We start from the raw sequence: 16,205 nt of genomic DNA, 5'->3' as shown, positions 1-16,205 counted from the left end.
TTGTTAAAGAACGTTGCGACGTTGTCGCTAGGGATGCGTATAATACATCCTTAATTTTTCGAGTCAACACTTAATTTCAAACTTTCTTTCGATTATTTGAAACCGAAGTTTCACTTAACTCTCTGTTACGTTGTTCAGCGCCTTTCGTTGCTGCCCGCCGTGTCAGTGGGGTCGCATTATAGGGAGATGGATTTTTTACGCAAGCACTTTTTTCAATAAAATTTAAAAAAACGTACTGTTCGCTCAGCTTTTGAACTAAACACCCTAAAACTGGGTGTTTTGCAGTCAATTTAGGCCTGTTTTGGTGTATTTATTTGCTTCGCTGTTACACTAGACTGAGCGCATTTTAAAATTAAAAGGTGAATTTATGACTATCCGTTCTTATAAAGGGATCACTCCGACATACGATAATAGTGTTTATATTGATGAGTCATCGGTTTTAGTAGGTGATATATCGCTTGGTAAAGATTCAAGTGTATGGCCTCTTGTTGCTGCGCGAGGTGATGTTAACTATATACGTATTGGTGAACGTACGAACATTCAAGATGGCAGTGTTTTACATTTAACTCGTGCCTCTAAGTCAAACCCCGATGGCTACCCTCTTATTATTGGTGATGATGTCACTGTTGGTCATAAGGTTATGCTACACGGTTGCCAACTTGGTAATCGTATACTTGTTGGTATGGGCGCAATAGTAATGGATAACGCAGTTGTTGAAGATGATGTGATCATTGGTGGTGGTTCACTGGTACCACCTAACAAACGTTTAGAGTCTGGTTACCTTTATGTAGGTAGCCCTGTTAAACAGGCTCGCCCTTTAACAGAGCAAGAGCGCGCCTTTTTAAAAATCTCTGCTGATAATTATGTTCAGCTTAAAGATGAATACTTAGCTGAGGGCTAAAACACCTCGGTTAATTCGATTTGTCCTGCCGAGTTATACTGCTCATCTTCGATCAGTTGCTCGGCGAGCTCTTCGTAATCGAAACGATAAGATTCAAAGTAATTAACCGCACTGCTTTGATCAGCAAAATCATACTTACTGGTATCAATAACACACTCCACCATCAAGCCACTTACTTGTGCGAAGAATACCAACTGCTTTTCTTCAGGCTTAAATTCGAGTCTGTCTATAAATTGGATAGCTTGATTCACGCAATTTCTCCTGCTTTAAGCGCGGTAACAACGGGAATAATTTCTGGCATTTTATTGCGCCATACAAAATAAGCTTGTGCTGCTTGGCCAACTAACATGCCACAACCATCGAGTGTTAAACATGTTGGGTTAATCGACTTAACCCAACTGATAAATGCGGTATCGTCATTAGCGTAAAACATATCGTAAGCGCACTGACACTTAGCAACATGGTCTTCAGCTATACCCGGCAGGTCTCCTGTTACACTACTTGAGGTTGAATTAATCACCACATCATAGTTGTTTGCTGGGATATCATTTAAAGCAAAGCCCTGCACATTTATTTCACCATTAAAATGACTCGCTAGCGCCTTTGCTTTTTCGGCGGTACGGTTGGCTATTGTTAAGCTTTCGATATGCTCATTCAATAATGGCTGAATGACACCTCGCGCTGCACCACCGGCGCCAATAAGAAGAACTCGCTGCCCTTTTAAGGTGACATTATTAGCTAAAAGATCTTTAACAAGTCCTACACCATCGGTGTTATCACCCAGTAGGCTGCCATCTTCAAGCTGTTTAATAGTGTTTACGGCTCCGGCAATTTTCGCTTGCTCTGTTAGTTCATCGACCATGGCAAACGCTTGTTCTTTAAATGGCAAAGTAACATTAGCCCCTTTACCACCCGCAGCGAAAAACTCAGCGACAGTTTTTTCAAATGCATCTGTTGGTGCTAAAATGGCGCTGTATTGTATTTGCTCGTTTAATGATGCAGCAAATTGTGCGTGTATTGCGGGTGATTTCGAATGTTTTATTGGATTTCCAAAAACCGCGTATTTGTCCATAGTGAAGCAACCTCTTCGCCCTGTAGAGCTTTATTAATATTATGATTAAACGACTTTTTTCTAAATCGAAACCAACGCCTGAAACGCCTACCCCAGAAAAAACACCTTACGAAATTATTGGCGGTGAAGCAGGAGCTCGAGCAATTGCAAATCGATTTTACGACATAATGACCACAGATGAATACGCCAAACCATTATATGATATGCATCCGCAGCCTTTAGATAGAATTCGCCAAGTATTCTTTGAGTTTTTATCGGGCTGGTTGGGCGGCCCTGACCTATTCGTTGAAAAATATGGTCACCCAATGCTAAGAAAGCGTCACATGCCTTTCCCTATTGATCAAGACCTACGTGACCAATGGATGCACTGTATGAATAAAACGCTTGATATCGAGATTGATAATCCGCTACTTCGCGAAGGGTTAAGACAGTCGTTATCGCAACTCGCCAGCCATATGATCAATCAAAATTAACTAAGCTTTGCGCTATATCAATGTACGCTTTTTCTAAATAAAGATAATAAATTTTCCTTAATTTAGTAAAAGCGTCGTCGAATGAAGTCTATCCAATTTAAAATTTATGCCTTGTTAGCACTAACAGGGGTATTGGTATTATTTGCCAGTATATTTAGTAGTGCCCAGCAACAACATGAATTAGCAAGGGATACCGTTGAAAGTAACATAAAACTGCTTGCCGATAATTACTTTGATTCTATTAATACCATGATGCTGACAGGCACTATGGCTAATCGCGAAATTCTAAGTACTAAATTAAGAAGCCACCCTAATATTGAAGACGCCCATATCATTCGTAGTCCAATCGTTAATAAAATTTATGGGCCAGGAAATGCCAATCAAGTTGCGACGAACGATGCTGAGCGAAAAGCACTAACAGGCACTGAAGCACTATTTATTGATAATCAAAAAAGTACGATGACTTATCTAAAGCCTATGTTTGCTCGCAGTGATTATAAAGGAACAAACTGCTTAGGCTGCCATCAAGCACAAGAAGGCGATGTGTTAGGTGTAGTAAAAATTAGTTACTCGCTAGCTGATATTGAGCAAGAAGTATCGCAAAACACCTTAATGAACACGCTACTATTAGCGGCTATTTTCATTTCGGCTTTCTCACTACTAGCAGTGATGTTTAGAAAAATTTTCATCAAACGCTTAAAAGTCATTAGCCATACCATGCACTTGGCAACCACCAATAAAGATTTAAGCCTCACAGTAGACGACAGTAATAATGACGAGCTTAGTTCTCTTGCCACCAGCTTTAATCACATGATTGGTGCGTTTAAAGATAATATTGCCCAAGTTTCTCATTCTTCTAAGGTATTGATCCACTCTGCCGAAAGCATTTATGCCTCAGCGGATGCTACCGAGCAAGCGATCTTAAAGCAAAAGCAAGGGACAGATTCGGTCGCTGCCGCCATCAATGAACTAGAAAGCTCATCAAGCGAAGTTAAAAACACCACCCATTTTGCATCTGAAAAGTCAGAGCACAGTAATCAACTTGCGCAGCAAAGCTTACATGTTGCTGAGCACACTGAGCAAAGTATTAATCAACTTGCGGCAGATGTTAGAGCAGCTGCCGAGCAAGTAAGTCAACTGCAAACCCAAACGTTAGACGTTGGTAAAGTACTCGAGGTGATCAGTAGCATTGCCGAACAAACAAACTTACTTGCACTTAATGCTGCCATTGAGGCGGCTCGTGCTGGTGAAGCTGGCCGAGGCTTTGCTGTGGTAGCCGATGAAGTACGTACTTTAGCGACCCGCACCCATGACTCAACCGACGAAATTCGCCGCACTATCGACAAGCTACAAAGTGAAGCGGCACAAACCGTTAATACCATGAATAACTCTTGCGAAGAAGCAGACGAAAGAGCAGTGCAAGTTAAGCAAGTAGCTAAAGCATTACGTGATATTTCTTCACAAATGAGTGAGATAAACCAACTTAACGTGCAAATTGCTGATGCTACTGAACAGCAAAACCTCGCGGCTGAAGAAATTAACCAAAGTGTTATCGCAATTAGTGACAATGCCGAGCACTCATTAGTCGATGCCCATGAAAACCAAAAAGTCAGTGAAGAGCTGTTGTCGTTAGCTCGTTCACTTGATGAGCAAGTAAGACGCTTTAAATTAAGCTAAATTGCGCGCTTTTCGTGCAACTGCTAGAGTTGTTATATGCATTTCATAGTAAATAAGGATGTTTAAATGAAATTTTTAACAACTCTTTTAGTCTGTATTGGAATTATTGCGGCGTTACTATTTACCTATCAACACAGCGTAAATGAATCTGCTGATCAAATAAGCACTGTTAATGAATATATACATCGTGATGATATTCAACAGATTGCTCTATCTCTTCTCAGCCAAGATAAAACATCACAAAGCGATAAGTATGAACAAAGTATTGTTGGTGGTTTTGATAAGCTTATTCAACACCCTGAATATTTTGAGGTGAAACTTGATTTCTATGCCTGTGATATCAGTCAATGCTTAACACAGGTTAGCGCCCCCATTGATACGACACCTGATAAGCTAAAGATATTAAAAGCAGAAGTGCTATTTAGTGTCTTGGCAGAGCTGCCTAGCAGTGACAGTGTTGCCACCCTCGTAGAGGGTGACAACGCAATGTTGGTTCGAGTAGTTTCAATACTTGATTAAAGCTGCCATTGGCGTGCAACTAAATCAGACTCTTTGCTATTTAACCAATCTTGTGGGCGTAAATAGTACTGATACAGCTTAGCCTCAGGGCTATCTGCAGCAGGTACATAGTTATACTCCCAACGTGCCAATGGCGGCATCGACATCAAAATTGATTCAGTACGTCCACCTGTTTGTAAGCCAAATAATGTGCCACGGTCCCAAACAAGATTAAACTCAACATAACGACCACGACGATACAATTGAAAGTCGCGTTGCTGTTCGGTAGTTGGCGTGTCTTTGCGGCGCTCAATTATAGGAAGGTAAGCATCTAAATAGCCATTTCCTACCGCCTGCATAAAGGCAAAGCTTTGTTCAAAGCCAAGCTCATTTAAATCATCAAAGAATAAGCCACCAACACCACGTGTTTCACTGCGGTGTTTTAGATAAAAGTAATCATCACACCAGTTTTTATATTTATCGTAAACCTCAGCACCGAATGGCTGACATAAATCGCTAGCAACCTGATGCCAATGTTGTACATCTTCAAAAACAGGGTAATAAGGGGTTAAATCAAAACCACCACCAAACCACCAAATTGGCTCTTCGCCTTCTTTTTCGGCAATAAAGAAACGGACATTGGCATGGCTAGTTGGAATATGTGGATTATTAGGGTGGATCACTAATGACACACCACATGCATGAAAGCTACGACCGGCGAGCTCTGGACGATGTGCTGTTGCTGATGCTGGCATTGAAGCACCAAATACATGCGAGTAGTTTACCCCACCCTGTTCGATGACATTACCACCTTGGATAACACGAGTACGGCCACCGCCGCCTTCTGCACGTTGCCAATTATCTTCAACAAACTTTGCTTTGCCGTCAGCATGTTCAAGGCCCTGACAAATTGTATCTTGTAAGGCCATTAAATAGGTTTTAACTTGTTCGAGTAGCTCGCTTTGCATGTTTATCCTCTAAATACTTTACCGGTCGCTGCGTCTTTGATCACACTTGGTTGGCTGTTGCCACCTAACGGCTCATCAACATAAAAATCTACTGTGTCTGCAAATTCGCTTTTCGCTTGTGCGATAGTCATTACCGTTTCTTGACCGGTTAAGTTTGCACTTGTTGAAACCAACGGCTTACCAAATTGCTGACACAGGGCTTTTACCGTAGGGTGATCAGTAACACGTACCGCAATAGTATCAAACTGGCCTGTTAGCCACTTTGGCGTTTCTTTTGCTGCTGGCATCACCCAAGTGATAGCACCTGGCCATTGTGAAAAGATATCAGCACGTTTATCCATCGGGATTTTGGCATCATCTACATACTTTAATAACTGGCCATAATTGTCAGCAATTAAAATTAACCCTTTTTCTACAGGGCGTTGTTTGATGGCTAAAAGCTTTTCAACCGCAGCTTGGTTATCAGGATCGCAACCAAGACCAAAAACAGCTTCGGTTGGGTAAACAATTACACCGCCTTGCTGCAAAGCGTCAATTGCATTGGCTGGTTGTGTAACAGGATCAGACAAAGAAACTCTCCTAAATAAACAAATTACAAGTGCATTAAGATTCGACTAACTTATGCATACACGACTTCTGCGGGCATTGTAACACAACACCTGAGGCAGTTTTCTTTTCGGTCATAATTGGCCACTGACAGGCCGGGCACTCGGTCGCCACAGGTTTATGGTTAAGGGTATATTTACAGCGCGGATAGCCATCACAAGAATAAAAGGTTTTGCCAAACTTATTATTACGCGCAACCAGCTGGCCTTTTTTGCATTTAGGACAAGCAGGTAATTGAGGGGCATCGTCAGGCTCTTCATCATGGGCAATATAGTGGCACTCAGGATAGCCAGTACACCCAATAAACATACCGTAGCGGCCATTTTTAATTACTAATGGCTTACCACACTCTGGGCAGGCACTGTCTTCGAGTACTTTTATTTGTTGGCTATCGTGATGAGCTAATGGGCGGATAAAGTCACACTTTGGGTAACTGGCACAGCCTAAGAACGGCCCTGACTTTGAGTTGCGCATAACCAATTCAGAACCGCATTTAGGGCAAACCTCATACTCTTTTTCGAGTGCATGCTTATCTGCAGAAAAAAGAGAATGGTCGATTTTACTCATAAGATTCCTGTGGGGTTGGCTAATTTTCGCCTAATATACCCAAACTCAACAAAGATACAAGCAAAGTCTACTTAGTGTAATACATCAGCTGGCTCGTCAAATATTAAGTCTTCCATTTGTGCGTAAGCTTGCTCTGACCCTGGTACATTAAATAACACCATAAGCACCACCCACTTTAGATCTTCCAAAGAAATAAATGGTTTATCTAGAGCGCAAAGTCTATCTATAACCATTTCGCGAGTTACAGTGTTAATCACGCCAATTTGCTCGATAAACATTAAAAAACCGCGACACTCAACACTTAACATTTGGCATTCACTATCAGTGTAAATACGCATGGCATGTTGTGGTTGGGCATTAAGGTACGGGTAGATATCGCTTTGTTGTAAGTCAGCAAGTTGCTCTAGCCAATCAAGGGCTTTGTAGATTTCAGGTTTATTGAAGCCAGCACGAACCAACTCATCGGTAAGTTCGTTCTCTTCAGTAAAGATTTCAGCTTCACTATGGATATAGTTTTCAAAAAGATACATGAGGATGTCAAACATGTTTATGTCCTCCTAGTCTTATATAACCATCTAGTACTCGTTCGATTTTATCTGCGAGCTCTAGGTCGAGTAACCGAGCTTGTACTTCGTCTACAGGTAATTGGCTGCGCTGTGCTATTTGATCAACACTTGTTACCTCATACCCTATACTTTTGAACACTGGGCAGTCGGGTTCATCTGCAATAGGCTGTTCTATACTATATAGACTGTTTTCACAGAAAAAGCTCACTTCATCAAGAATATCAGTAATATTTTCTGTCAATTTAGCGCCTTGCTTAATTAAAAAATGGCTTGCCTCTGAAAGTGGGCTTTTTATCGAACCCGGCACGGCAAACACCTCTTTATTTTGCTCAAGCGCATAGCGTACGGTAACCAATGAGCCACTTTTAATTTGCGCTTCGACAATCAATACACCTAATGACAACCCAGAAATAATACGGTTTCGGCGCGGGAAATTAGCGGCATTAGCAGCGGTGCCTGGCAAGAACTCAGAAACCAATAAGCCCCGCTCTGCAACTTGTTTAATGAGTAAGCGATGACGTTTGGGATAAGCGATATCGATACCCGTACCCAGTACGGCAATCGTATTGCCTGACCCGGCTAATGCGCCTTTATGGGCAGCGCCATCAATGCCCATAGCCATACCCGATGTTACTGTCATACCAACAGAAGATAATTGATGAGCAAATTCAGCGGCTACTTCAAGCCCTGTCGGTGTGGCATTGCGGCTGCCTACGATTGCTATTTGCGGTGACAGTAATAGTTCTGTGTTACCTAAACAAAATAATAAGATAGGTGCACTGGCTATTTGCTTGAGCAAGGGCGGATAGCTGTTATCAAAATAGCTTATGACTTTGATTTTAAGTCTTGCTATTAATTCTTGGTAGTGGGCTACTAACTGCCAGTCAGTATTAACTAAGTTATCGGCTTGGCTTTGTGATAAACCCAGCTGCTGAAGCTCTAAACTAGATAGCTTAAATAGCTCATCCAGTGGCTGTTTTTGACTTAATGCAATAAGGCTCTTTATCCCAAGCCCTTTACATAAATAAAAGGCAAGCCAATGGGATAGCTTGCCTGAAACCTGTGCCATGCTCCCTCCTTAGAGCGCCCAAATTGTGAGTTAGTTTATAACTGCATAATCTCCAACTCGGATCGGGTGCTGATTCTTCACAATCAATGCGTAGCTAACGTTGTCATATACCTTAAACACCATTAACTCACCGACTTTTTCCTTTGGCATGTGCCATACATTACTGTCTTCATCGCTTTCAATTCCTAACACATCATTTGCATCAGTCATGAATTTCTCAAGGCTGTTAGAGTCTTCGCGGTAACGCGGACCATTGCGGCCGTCATACACTTCAGGTGATTGACGCTGAATATCAAGTACAAAACCGGGTTTCACTTGGTCTGAACCTAAGTTTAGTACAACAATGTCCATGGTACTAAATTCACGCATTTCATTAGCTGCGGCGATAATAGTGCCATCTAAAGTAGCTTCAGGGCGTTTCATAGTGAAATAGGCTGGCAACATTTGCCCTTCCATCGCCGGCATTAAAAAGTCATGAGGTTTAATTTCTTGTTTTACCAGTTCAACTCTAACTGATGCAGACACACCGTTTTCTACGTCACCGCTTCTAAATGCGCGAACAATCGCCACTAATTCCGCTTTATTCGCTAGTACTTCATTGGTATTTGGATCAACAAGATCATTGCCTTTACGGTATACGCCATAAGCTTCGTTAAGTGTTAAGTCACCTTTAACGTAAAGAGTATGACCCATGGTATTCATTTTGGTATTAACACTGGCACCCAAAATATATGGTTTTTGTGCAATAACATCGGCGCTAATCGCTTGCTCATAACTCAAATATGGGCGCAGCAACTCCAAAGGTAACGTCGGCACTGCTTGCTTACCTTTTGGTGTAATTCGCCCTTCTGGCGAGAGTTTTTTATAACGCGCATTTTTAACTAAACGAGGATTTCCGTCTTTATCGTAAATTAAAGTGAGCGCATCACCCGGGTATATTAAATGTGGATTCGCTATTTGCGGGTTCATTTGCCATAAATCAGGCCATTGCCAAGGTTCATCAAGATACACGCCCGAGATATCCCAAAGCGTATCGCCTTTTTTGACAACATATTGTTTTGGTGCATCTTTTTTAATTGTTAAAACATCAGCAGCTACCGGAAAAGCACAGCTAATGGCTAACAAAGCCGCAACTAGTGGGTATCTCATTTGGCTTCCTTGAGTTGTTTTTAGATTATTATCGACCAAAACCTGTTAAAGGTGAACACGAATGGCTAAAATAAGAGCATACAATACCCTAAATGAATCACAAGTGTAAAAGGTAACTATGGCTAGGTTAGAAGTTTTGAGATTTCCGGATGAGCGTTTACGTACAATCGCGAAAGAAGTACCAGAAGTAAACGATGAAGTTCGTCAAATCGTCAAAGACATGCTTGAAACTATGTATGACGAAAACGGTATCGGCTTAGCAGCGACGCAAGTAGATATCCACCAGCGAATTGTGGTGATCGACGTATCTGAAGAGCGCGACCAACCGTTAGTATTAATCAACCCAGAAATCACCAAAAAAGATGGTTCAACTGTGAGTGAAGAAGGCTGTTTATCAGTTCCTTACTCATACGCAAAAGTTGACCGCGCAGAAACAGTTACTGTTAAAGCGCTTAATGAAAACGGTGAAGAATTCAGCCTTGACGCTGACGAGCTATTAGCGATTTGTATTCAGCATGAGCTTGATCACCTTAAAGGCACCCTATTTATTGATTATCTATCGCCTTTAAAGCGCCAACGTATCCGTAAAAAGCTTGAGAAAGAAGCTAAGCTGGCTGCTAAATCATAAGTTAATCAATAGGAATATCTGTGACACAACCATTACGCATTATTTTTGCTGGTACGCCGGATTTCGCTGCGCGCCATTTACAAGCACTGATTGACTCAGAGCACGAAGTTGTTGGTGTATATAGCCAACCTGATCGCCCAGCGGGCCGAGGTAAAAAGCTAAAAGCCAGTGAAGTTAAAGAACTGGCACTTGCTCATGATTTACCTGTATTTCAACCGCAATCACTAAAATCAGATGAAGCGCTTGCAGAGCTTACCAGCCTGAACGCCGATATTATGATTGTGGTGGCGTACGGCTTACTGTTACCAAAAGCGATTTTAGATGCACCGCGCTTAGGCTGCTTAAACGTGCATGGCTCTATTTTACCGCGCTGGCGTGGTGCTGCACCGATCCAACGTGCTATTTGGGCTGGTGACAATGAAACCGGTGTAACAATAATGCAAATGGATGAAGGCTTAGATACCGGCGATATGCTGCATATCAGTCGTTGCCCGATTGATAGCACAGAAACCAGTAGCTCTTTATACGATAAATTGGCAGCACTGGGTCCTGATGCACTGATCAGTACAATCAATCGTCTTGCTGCAGGTGAAATCACCCCAGAAAAGCAAGATGACGCACAAGCAAATTACGCCAAGAAGCTATCAAAAGACGAAGCCAATATTGATTGGTCAATGGATGCTACGCAAATTGAGCGTAATATCCGTGCCTTTAATCCATGGCCTGTTTGCTTTACTGAAATGGCAGGACAAACGGTAAAAATTTGGCAAGCCGAAGTTGTATCGCAAACTGCACAAGCCGGTAAAATCATTGCTGCTGATAAGCAAGGTATTACCGTTGGCTGTGGACAAGATGCACTTAAAATCACCCTTCTTCAACCACAAGGCAAAAAACCAATGGCTGTTACTGACTTTTTAAATGGTCGCAGTGATTGGGTTGAACCTGGCTCAGTATTAGGTCAAAGCAATGAGTAATGTAAGAGCACTTGCTGCTGAAACCCTCTACAACGTGGTCGATAAAGGTGCATCGCTTAATCAAGAGCTGCCTTTTGCAAGCCAAGGATTATCGCCGAAAGATAAAGCCCTACTGCAACAAATTTGCTACGGTGTGCTGCGCTATTTACCTAGCCTAGAAAATTATTGCCAGCAACTTTTAGATCAACCGCTAAAAGGCAAGCGCCGTATTTTCCAATTCTTGTTGTATGTGGGTATTTACCAACTTCAACATATGCGTGTACCGCCTCATGCAGCAATCAGCGAAACGGTTAATGCGCTGCAGCAAATGCGCGCACTGGGTTTAAAAGGCCTGATTAACGCTATTTTACGCAGTTTCCAACGTGAACAAGCTGAGCTTGAAGAAAAAGCAAAGCAAATTCCTGTTTGTAAATTTAACCACCCAGGTTGGTTTATCAAACAAGTTACTGCAGCTTACCCTGATAACTGGCAAGAAATTCTTGAAGCGAATCAGTTGCAAGCACCTATGTGGTTACGTGTAAACCAAGCGCAATATAGCACCCAAGAATACAGCGAAATGCTTAAAGCAAATGATATTGAGCATACCCTCAATGCTGATTTTCCTGATGGTATTAAACTAGCTAAACCGTGTGATGTATACGCACTGCCAGAGTTTGATACTGGTGCCTGCTCAGTTCAAGATGCTGCGGCACAATTAGCAGCACGCTTTTTAGATCCACAAAATGATGATGTCATTTTAGATGCGTGTGCAGCGCCAGGTGGTAAAACGTGCCATATCCTAGAGCTTGCTGATGCCGACGTATTAGCACTTGATAGTGACAGCGAGCGCCTAGAACGTGTTAAACAAAACTTAGTGCGTATTGGTTTAGCTGCCGATTTACAATGTGCCGATGCTTCACAACCGCATATCTGGTGGGATGAGCAGCAATTCGACCGTATTTTGCTTGATGTGCCTTGTTCAGCAACTGGCGTGATCCGTCGTCACCCTGATATTAAATGGTTACGTCGTGCATCTGATATTGAAGATCTGGCTAATTTACAAGGCGATATCTTAAATAGCATCTGGCCTCTACTTAAGCCCGGTGGTACGTTAGTTTACGCGACCTGCTCAGTATTACCGCAAGAGAACCAACAACAAGTTGCTAAGTTCCTTGCCAATAATCCAAGTGCTGAACACATACCTCTGCATGAAAACGACACGCCTACGTTACCAGGTCTGCAATTGCTCCCTGGTGAAAGTGACGGTTTCTATTATGCAAAGCTAGTTAAAAAACACTAATAAGAACAAGCTATGAAAATAATCATACTCGGTGCCGGACAAGTTGGTGGCACATTGGCAGAAAACCTCGTAGGTGAGCAAAATGAGATCACCGTTGTCGATATCGACGGTAACCGTTTGCGTGAGCTACAAGATAAGTACGACTTACAAGGTGTTACCGGTCACAGTGCGCATCCCGATGTATTGCGTCGCGCAGGCGCAGAAGACGCCGATATGATTATTGCCGTAACCAGTTCTGATGAAGTGAACATGGTTGCTTGCCAAGTTGCTTATAGTATTTTTAACACGCCAACCAAAATTGCCCGTATTCGCTCAGAGCAATACTTAAAGTACCGTGAAAAGCTATTTCATAATGACGACTTACCTGTTGATCACTACATTGCTCCAGAAGCGCTGGTAACTAAGTATATTCGTCGCTTAATCGACTATCCGGGTGCTTTGCAGGTATTACAATTTGCCGATGGCATGTTATCGCTGGTTGCGGTGAAAGCCTATTACGGTGGTTTGCTGGTGGGTTATGCACTTTCAGCCTTGAAAGAGCACATCCCGAATGTCGAAACTCGTGTCGCGGCTATTTATCGTCAAGGTAAAGCGATTAAACCGCTTGGCACAACGGTTATCGAAGCGGACGATGAAGTGTTCTTTATCGCTGCAACAAAGCATATTCGAGCAGTCATGAATGAGCTGCAAAAACTCGAACGTTCATACAAAAAGATCATGATTGCTGGTGGTGGTAATATCGGTGCGGGCCTTGCGCGTTCACTTGAGAAAAACCACAGCGTGAAGCTGCTTGAGCGCAATAAAGAGCGCGCAGCACAGCTTTCTGAAATGCTTGATAACACCGTGGTATTTTGTGGCGATGCCTCTGATCAAGAGCTGCTATCTGAAGAACATATTGAACAAGTGGATGTGTTCATCGCAGTGACTAACGACGATGAAGCAAACATTATGTCTGCGATGCTGGCAAAGCGTATGGGCGCACAAAAAACCATGGTGCTTATTCAGCGTGGCGCTTATGTAGACCTAGTACAAGGCGGTGAGATTGATATTGCTATTTCACCTCAGCAAGCCACTATCTCGGCGCTGTTAACACATGTTCGCCGTGGTGACATTGTTAATGTTTATTCGTTACGTAAGGGCGCAGCAGAAGCCATTGAGGCTGTCGCTCATGGTGATGAGCATACTTCTAAAGTTGTTGGCCGAGCAATTGCTGATATCAAACTACCAGCTGGAACAACCATTGGTGCAATTGTGCGTAACGATGATGTACTGATTGCCCATGACGATACGGTTATTCAGTCGGGTGACCATGTAATCATGTTCTTGATTGATAAAAAGCACATTACAGTTGTTGAAAAGCTGTTTCAAGTAAGTGCTATCTTCTTGTAAAAAAGCTTATAAACGAAAAAAGCAGCCATGACAGCTGCTTTACGACTCTTGAAGTGAAAGTACCTAACTTTTCTAAAAGATTCTATTGAATTTGAGCGAACTCTTCTTTTGAAAGTTCGCCATTACCATCGCTATCTAGCTCTGGAAATAACTTTTCAAGCTGCATATTTGCAGACGCTTCTTCTTTGCTGATCACACCATCACCGTCGGTATCGAATGTTGAAAAGCTTACGCCTTGTGCAAAGGCTGCTGATGATGTTGCTAGTGCTAAAATTGCGACTGTTATGCTTAACTGCTTCATAATAACTACCTTAAGATTTGAAAAGATGAAATCCGTTTCTGAGATCCCTGTTTATTGGAAACTGGTATAAAGACTCATTTAATTCAGTTATTCGGCTTCAGAGAACTCTGCTTCAGTAAGAACGCCGTCACCGTTCACGTCTAATGTTTTAAACTGCGACATAATTTTTGCGTCAACGGCTGCTTCACTTTTGCTAACCACGCCGTTACCGTCTACGTCTAGAGTGTCAAAATCAGTTGCTGCAAAAGCTGCTGAAGAAGATGCCAGTGCGATTAAAGCTAATATTTTGTTTACTGTTTTCATAATCATATTCCTTCAATTTTAAGAGTGTTAGCTGATCACACTTCCAGTGTTGTCCTTTGTCATGGATTCCCTTATCCATTTAGGCTGTCTTTGGCAGCTCAGAACTAATCAGCTAAATAAACTGGTTTTGCTTAATCACATTAAGCTTTTGAAAATTCTTGTTTCGATAACTCACCGTTACCGTCAGTGTCTAATTCGCTGAATTTGCTCATTAGCTCTGCATCTACCGATGCTTCGCTTTGGCTGATAACACCATTGCCATCAACATCTAGAGTATCGAAATCACTCATCGCAAATGCTGCTGATGAAGATACAAGTGCCATAAGTGCTAGTGTTTTATTTACTGTGTTCATAATGTCATTCCTTCAAAATGTGTTGTCTTGAGTTAGAAGTCCTTTTCAGTGTGTCCTTACAATGAAATTAAGCTTTTGAGTACTCTTGTTTAGACAGCTCACCGTTGCCGTCTGTATCAAGCTCTTTAAATTGGCTCATTAAAGTTTCGCTTACTGATGCTTCGCTTTTGCTGATAGCGCCATCGCCATTAACATCCAGTGTGTCAAAGTCAGCGGCAAACGCTGCTGATGAAGCTGCTAGAGCTACAAGTGCTAAAGTTTTGTGTAACGTTTTCATAATCACTATTCCTTCAATGTTGTCTCAACTGTGATAAAGGATATGTTCCTGAATCAGTTTTTCTCTGTGTTCGCTAAGACTATTTCAACTTCGATGCCAAAGTTAAAAAGAACAATAAAATCAGTGTATTAAATTAAAATATCGAGAATTAGGGGGAAATAACGCTATTTGTTTGTTGCTGTTTTGCAACAAGCTCGGTGGTTGGTTTTTTGTCACCTTTAAAATCAATAAGTTACAAAGATTAAAATGGAGACAATAGCGATTAACTCGGATTAGAAAACAGAAAAATTAGAAATTTGAAAATAAACTCTATCTGAACAACAAAACTTAAAGAAAAAAACCGAAATTAATTTAATTAATAATACATTGATTTAATTGGTTATTTAAATTTATTTATAAATTAATTTTGATATTTATAGGGTTAAATCGGAGGAAATAGCCATTTTGTTGCAAAATGGCGAATTAGTATTAGATATCCAACACAGAAAGGTCAATTAAGTGCTCTTTCATAAACGCTTTCATTTCATCTTCACTCGTATCAAGCTGTACACCGAACATAAAACCGCCTGCTCTTTTACGCACGCTACATACTGTGCCATTAAACTCACGTTTACTAAGTGTGATTTGGCAGCTTTGCCCTTTAAAAGCGCTTAAGTCCTCCTTGCTATTAAGATCAAACTGCACGCCTGTGAGTGAAATATCTTTAATAAGCCCTGCCAGTTTTTGCTCTGCAATGACTAAGTTTGCAGGGAATAACGTAGGAATACGTGCTTCACTACGTAAGCTATAAAGCTGCACTTGCTTAGGAAACTCGAGAAAAATTAAACGGTGAGGATGCGATGCCAAGGCGCTTATTTGCTGACGAAAAGCAATTACTTGCCCACCACCCGCTTCAAGTACCGCGCGTATAACGACCATCACCCCGTCTTTGATGAAATCACTACCATTTGCTAAACGCTTTGCTGATGGGTAATTGATAATGATGTACTGATCATTCATCAAACCAATAAATTCTGTTTTTACGCGCTTACTGTCGGTTGGTGTGGTAATTTCAACATCCACTAAACTACCCGCAGGGATACAGGTTAGCTTTTCTAGATTACGTTGTTTTTGAGTTTTTGGCACAGTAATGCCTCCACTTCTAGATAATCACCT

Annotated in this window: 21 protein-coding genes; 8 read left to right on the top strand and 13 right to left on the bottom strand. The window is 41.8% G+C overall.

The window, feature by feature from the left end:
- Nucleotides 1–367 precede the first annotated feature (367 nt).
- A complete protein-coding gene (locus tag MTF66_RS35480; protein ID WP_058583694.1) occupies nt 368–901 on the top strand; it encodes a gamma carbonic anhydrase family protein in 534 nt (177 codons plus the stop codon).
- Here MTF66_RS35480 and MTF66_RS35475 read toward each other — a convergent pair.
- Nucleotides 898–1,152 carry a DUF1488 domain-containing protein gene (locus MTF66_RS35475; protein ID WP_054563787.1) on the bottom strand — a complete coding sequence of 85 codons (255 nt, stop codon included), beginning with the start codon at nt 1,150–1,152 and terminating at the stop codon, nt 898–900. The two genes, MTF66_RS35480 and MTF66_RS35475, sit on opposite strands and share 4 nt — an antisense overlap.
- Nucleotides 1,149–1,973, bottom strand: a complete 825-nt coding sequence (gene aroE / locus MTF66_RS35470; RefSeq protein WP_248530101.1) for a shikimate dehydrogenase — start codon at nt 1,971–1,973, stop codon at nt 1,149–1,151. The genes MTF66_RS35475 and aroE overlap by 4 nt, the downstream gene beginning before the upstream one ends.
- Before the next feature lie 41 nt (nt 1,974–2,014).
- On the opposite strand from aroE, the gene MTF66_RS35465 reads away from it, so the two are divergent.
- The 3 genes from MTF66_RS35465 (at nt 2,015) to MTF66_RS35455 (ending at nt 4,642) form a co-directional block, all read left to right on the top strand.
- Nucleotides 2,015–2,446, top strand: a complete 432-nt coding sequence (locus MTF66_RS35465; protein WP_248530100.1) for a group II truncated hemoglobin — start codon at nt 2,015–2,017, stop codon at nt 2,444–2,446.
- Nucleotides 2,447–2,527: 81 nt separating this feature from the next.
- Nucleotides 2,528–4,123, top strand: a complete 1,596-nt coding sequence (locus tag MTF66_RS35460) for a methyl-accepting chemotaxis protein (RefSeq protein WP_054563785.1) — start codon at nt 2,528–2,530, stop codon at nt 4,121–4,123.
- A 66-nt stretch (nt 4,124–4,189) separates the two neighbouring features.
- Nucleotides 4,190–4,642 carry a hypothetical protein gene (locus tag MTF66_RS35455; RefSeq protein ID WP_248530099.1) on the top strand — a complete coding sequence of 151 codons (453 nt, stop codon included), beginning with the start codon at nt 4,190–4,192 and terminating at the stop codon, nt 4,640–4,642.
- Here MTF66_RS35455 and hemF read toward each other — a convergent pair.
- From hemF to MTF66_RS35425, 6 genes are all read right to left on the bottom strand, one after another.
- On the bottom strand, nt 4,639–5,589 hold the full coding sequence (gene hemF / locus MTF66_RS35450) for an oxygen-dependent coproporphyrinogen oxidase (RefSeq protein WP_248530098.1): 951 nt from the start codon (nt 5,587–5,589) through the stop codon (nt 4,639–4,641). The genes MTF66_RS35455 and hemF overlap by 4 nt on opposite strands.
- Before the next feature lie 2 nt (nt 5,590–5,591).
- The gene (locus tag MTF66_RS35445) at nt 5,592–6,158 is read right to left on the bottom strand and encodes an L-threonylcarbamoyladenylate synthase (RefSeq protein WP_058583688.1); all 567 of its coding nucleotides are present in this window, start codon (nt 6,156–6,158) and stop codon (nt 5,592–5,594) included.
- Between the two features lie 34 nt (nt 6,159–6,192).
- Nucleotides 6,193–6,762, bottom strand: coding sequence for a type I DNA topoisomerase (locus tag MTF66_RS35440; protein WP_058583687.1), 570 nt, complete (start codon nt 6,760–6,762; stop codon nt 6,193–6,195).
- A 71-nt stretch (nt 6,763–6,833) separates the two neighbouring features.
- Nucleotides 6,834–7,307, bottom strand: a complete 474-nt coding sequence (locus MTF66_RS35435) for a DUF494 family protein (RefSeq protein WP_054563780.1) — start codon at nt 7,305–7,307, stop codon at nt 6,834–6,836.
- Entirely contained in the window at nt 7,300–8,397 is a 1,098-nt protein-coding gene (gene dprA / locus MTF66_RS35430) for a DNA-processing protein DprA (protein WP_248530097.1), read from the bottom strand. The genes MTF66_RS35435 and dprA overlap by 8 nt, the downstream gene beginning before the upstream one ends.
- Before the next feature lie 30 nt (nt 8,398–8,427).
- Entirely contained in the window at nt 8,428–9,546 is a 1,119-nt protein-coding gene (locus MTF66_RS35425; protein ID WP_248530096.1) for a LysM peptidoglycan-binding domain-containing protein, read from the bottom strand.
- A gap of 118 nt (nt 9,547–9,664) precedes the next feature.
- Here MTF66_RS35425 and def point away from each other — a divergent pair, with 118 nt between their 5' ends.
- The 4 genes from def to trkA are packed head-to-tail and all read left to right on the top strand — an operon-like array spanning nt 9,665 to nt 13,816.
- The gene (def, locus tag MTF66_RS35420; RefSeq protein ID WP_054554770.1) at nt 9,665–10,174 is read left to right on the top strand and encodes a peptide deformylase; all 510 of its coding nucleotides are present in this window, start codon (nt 9,665–9,667) and stop codon (nt 10,172–10,174) included.
- A 20-nt stretch (nt 10,175–10,194) separates the two neighbouring features.
- Nucleotides 10,195–11,148, top strand: coding sequence for a methionyl-tRNA formyltransferase (fmt, locus tag MTF66_RS35415; protein WP_248530095.1), 954 nt, complete (start codon nt 10,195–10,197; stop codon nt 11,146–11,148).
- Nucleotides 11,141–12,427 carry a 16S rRNA (cytosine(967)-C(5))-methyltransferase RsmB gene (gene rsmB / locus MTF66_RS35410; protein WP_105173815.1) on the top strand — a complete coding sequence of 429 codons (1,287 nt, stop codon included), beginning with the start codon at nt 11,141–11,143 and terminating at the stop codon, nt 12,425–12,427. The genes fmt and rsmB overlap by 8 nt, the downstream gene beginning before the upstream one ends.
- A 12-nt stretch (nt 12,428–12,439) precedes the next feature.
- A complete protein-coding gene (gene trkA / locus MTF66_RS35405) occupies nt 12,440–13,816 on the top strand; it encodes a Trk system potassium transporter TrkA (RefSeq protein ID WP_054563775.1) in 1,377 nt (458 codons plus the stop codon).
- A gap of 82 nt (nt 13,817–13,898) precedes the next feature.
- On the opposite strand, the gene MTF66_RS35400 is transcribed toward trkA, so the two are convergent.
- The 5 genes from MTF66_RS35400 to MTF66_RS35380 form a co-directional block, all read right to left on the bottom strand.
- A complete protein-coding gene (locus MTF66_RS35400) occupies nt 13,899–14,117 on the bottom strand; it encodes an EF-hand domain-containing protein (protein WP_248530094.1) in 219 nt (72 codons plus the stop codon).
- A gap of 87 nt (nt 14,118–14,204) precedes the next feature.
- Nucleotides 14,205–14,420 carry a calmodulin gene (locus tag MTF66_RS35395; protein WP_248530093.1) on the bottom strand — a complete coding sequence of 72 codons (216 nt, stop codon included), beginning with the start codon at nt 14,418–14,420 and terminating at the stop codon, nt 14,205–14,207.
- 140 nt (nt 14,421–14,560) lie between these two features.
- Nucleotides 14,561–14,773, bottom strand: a complete 213-nt coding sequence (locus MTF66_RS35390; protein ID WP_054554776.1) for a calmodulin — start codon at nt 14,771–14,773, stop codon at nt 14,561–14,563.
- Nucleotides 14,774–14,840: 67 nt separating this feature from the next.
- Complete coding sequence (locus MTF66_RS35385) at nt 14,841–15,050, bottom strand: calmodulin (RefSeq protein ID WP_248530092.1); 210 nt, start codon at nt 15,048–15,050, stop codon at nt 14,841–14,843.
- Nucleotides 15,051–15,518: 468 nt separating this feature from the next.
- Nucleotides 15,519–16,175 (bottom strand): flagellar brake protein, encoded by a 657-nt coding sequence (locus tag MTF66_RS35380; RefSeq protein WP_055022186.1) that lies wholly within the window; start codon nt 16,173–16,175, stop codon nt 15,519–15,521.
- Nucleotides 16,176–16,205: the final 30 nt, after the last annotated feature.

This window comes from Pseudoalteromonas sp. 2CM39R (assembly GCF_023161845.1).
The sequence above is the reverse complement of the archived record's forward strand: the minus strand, read 5'-3'. Positions and strand labels throughout refer to the sequence as shown.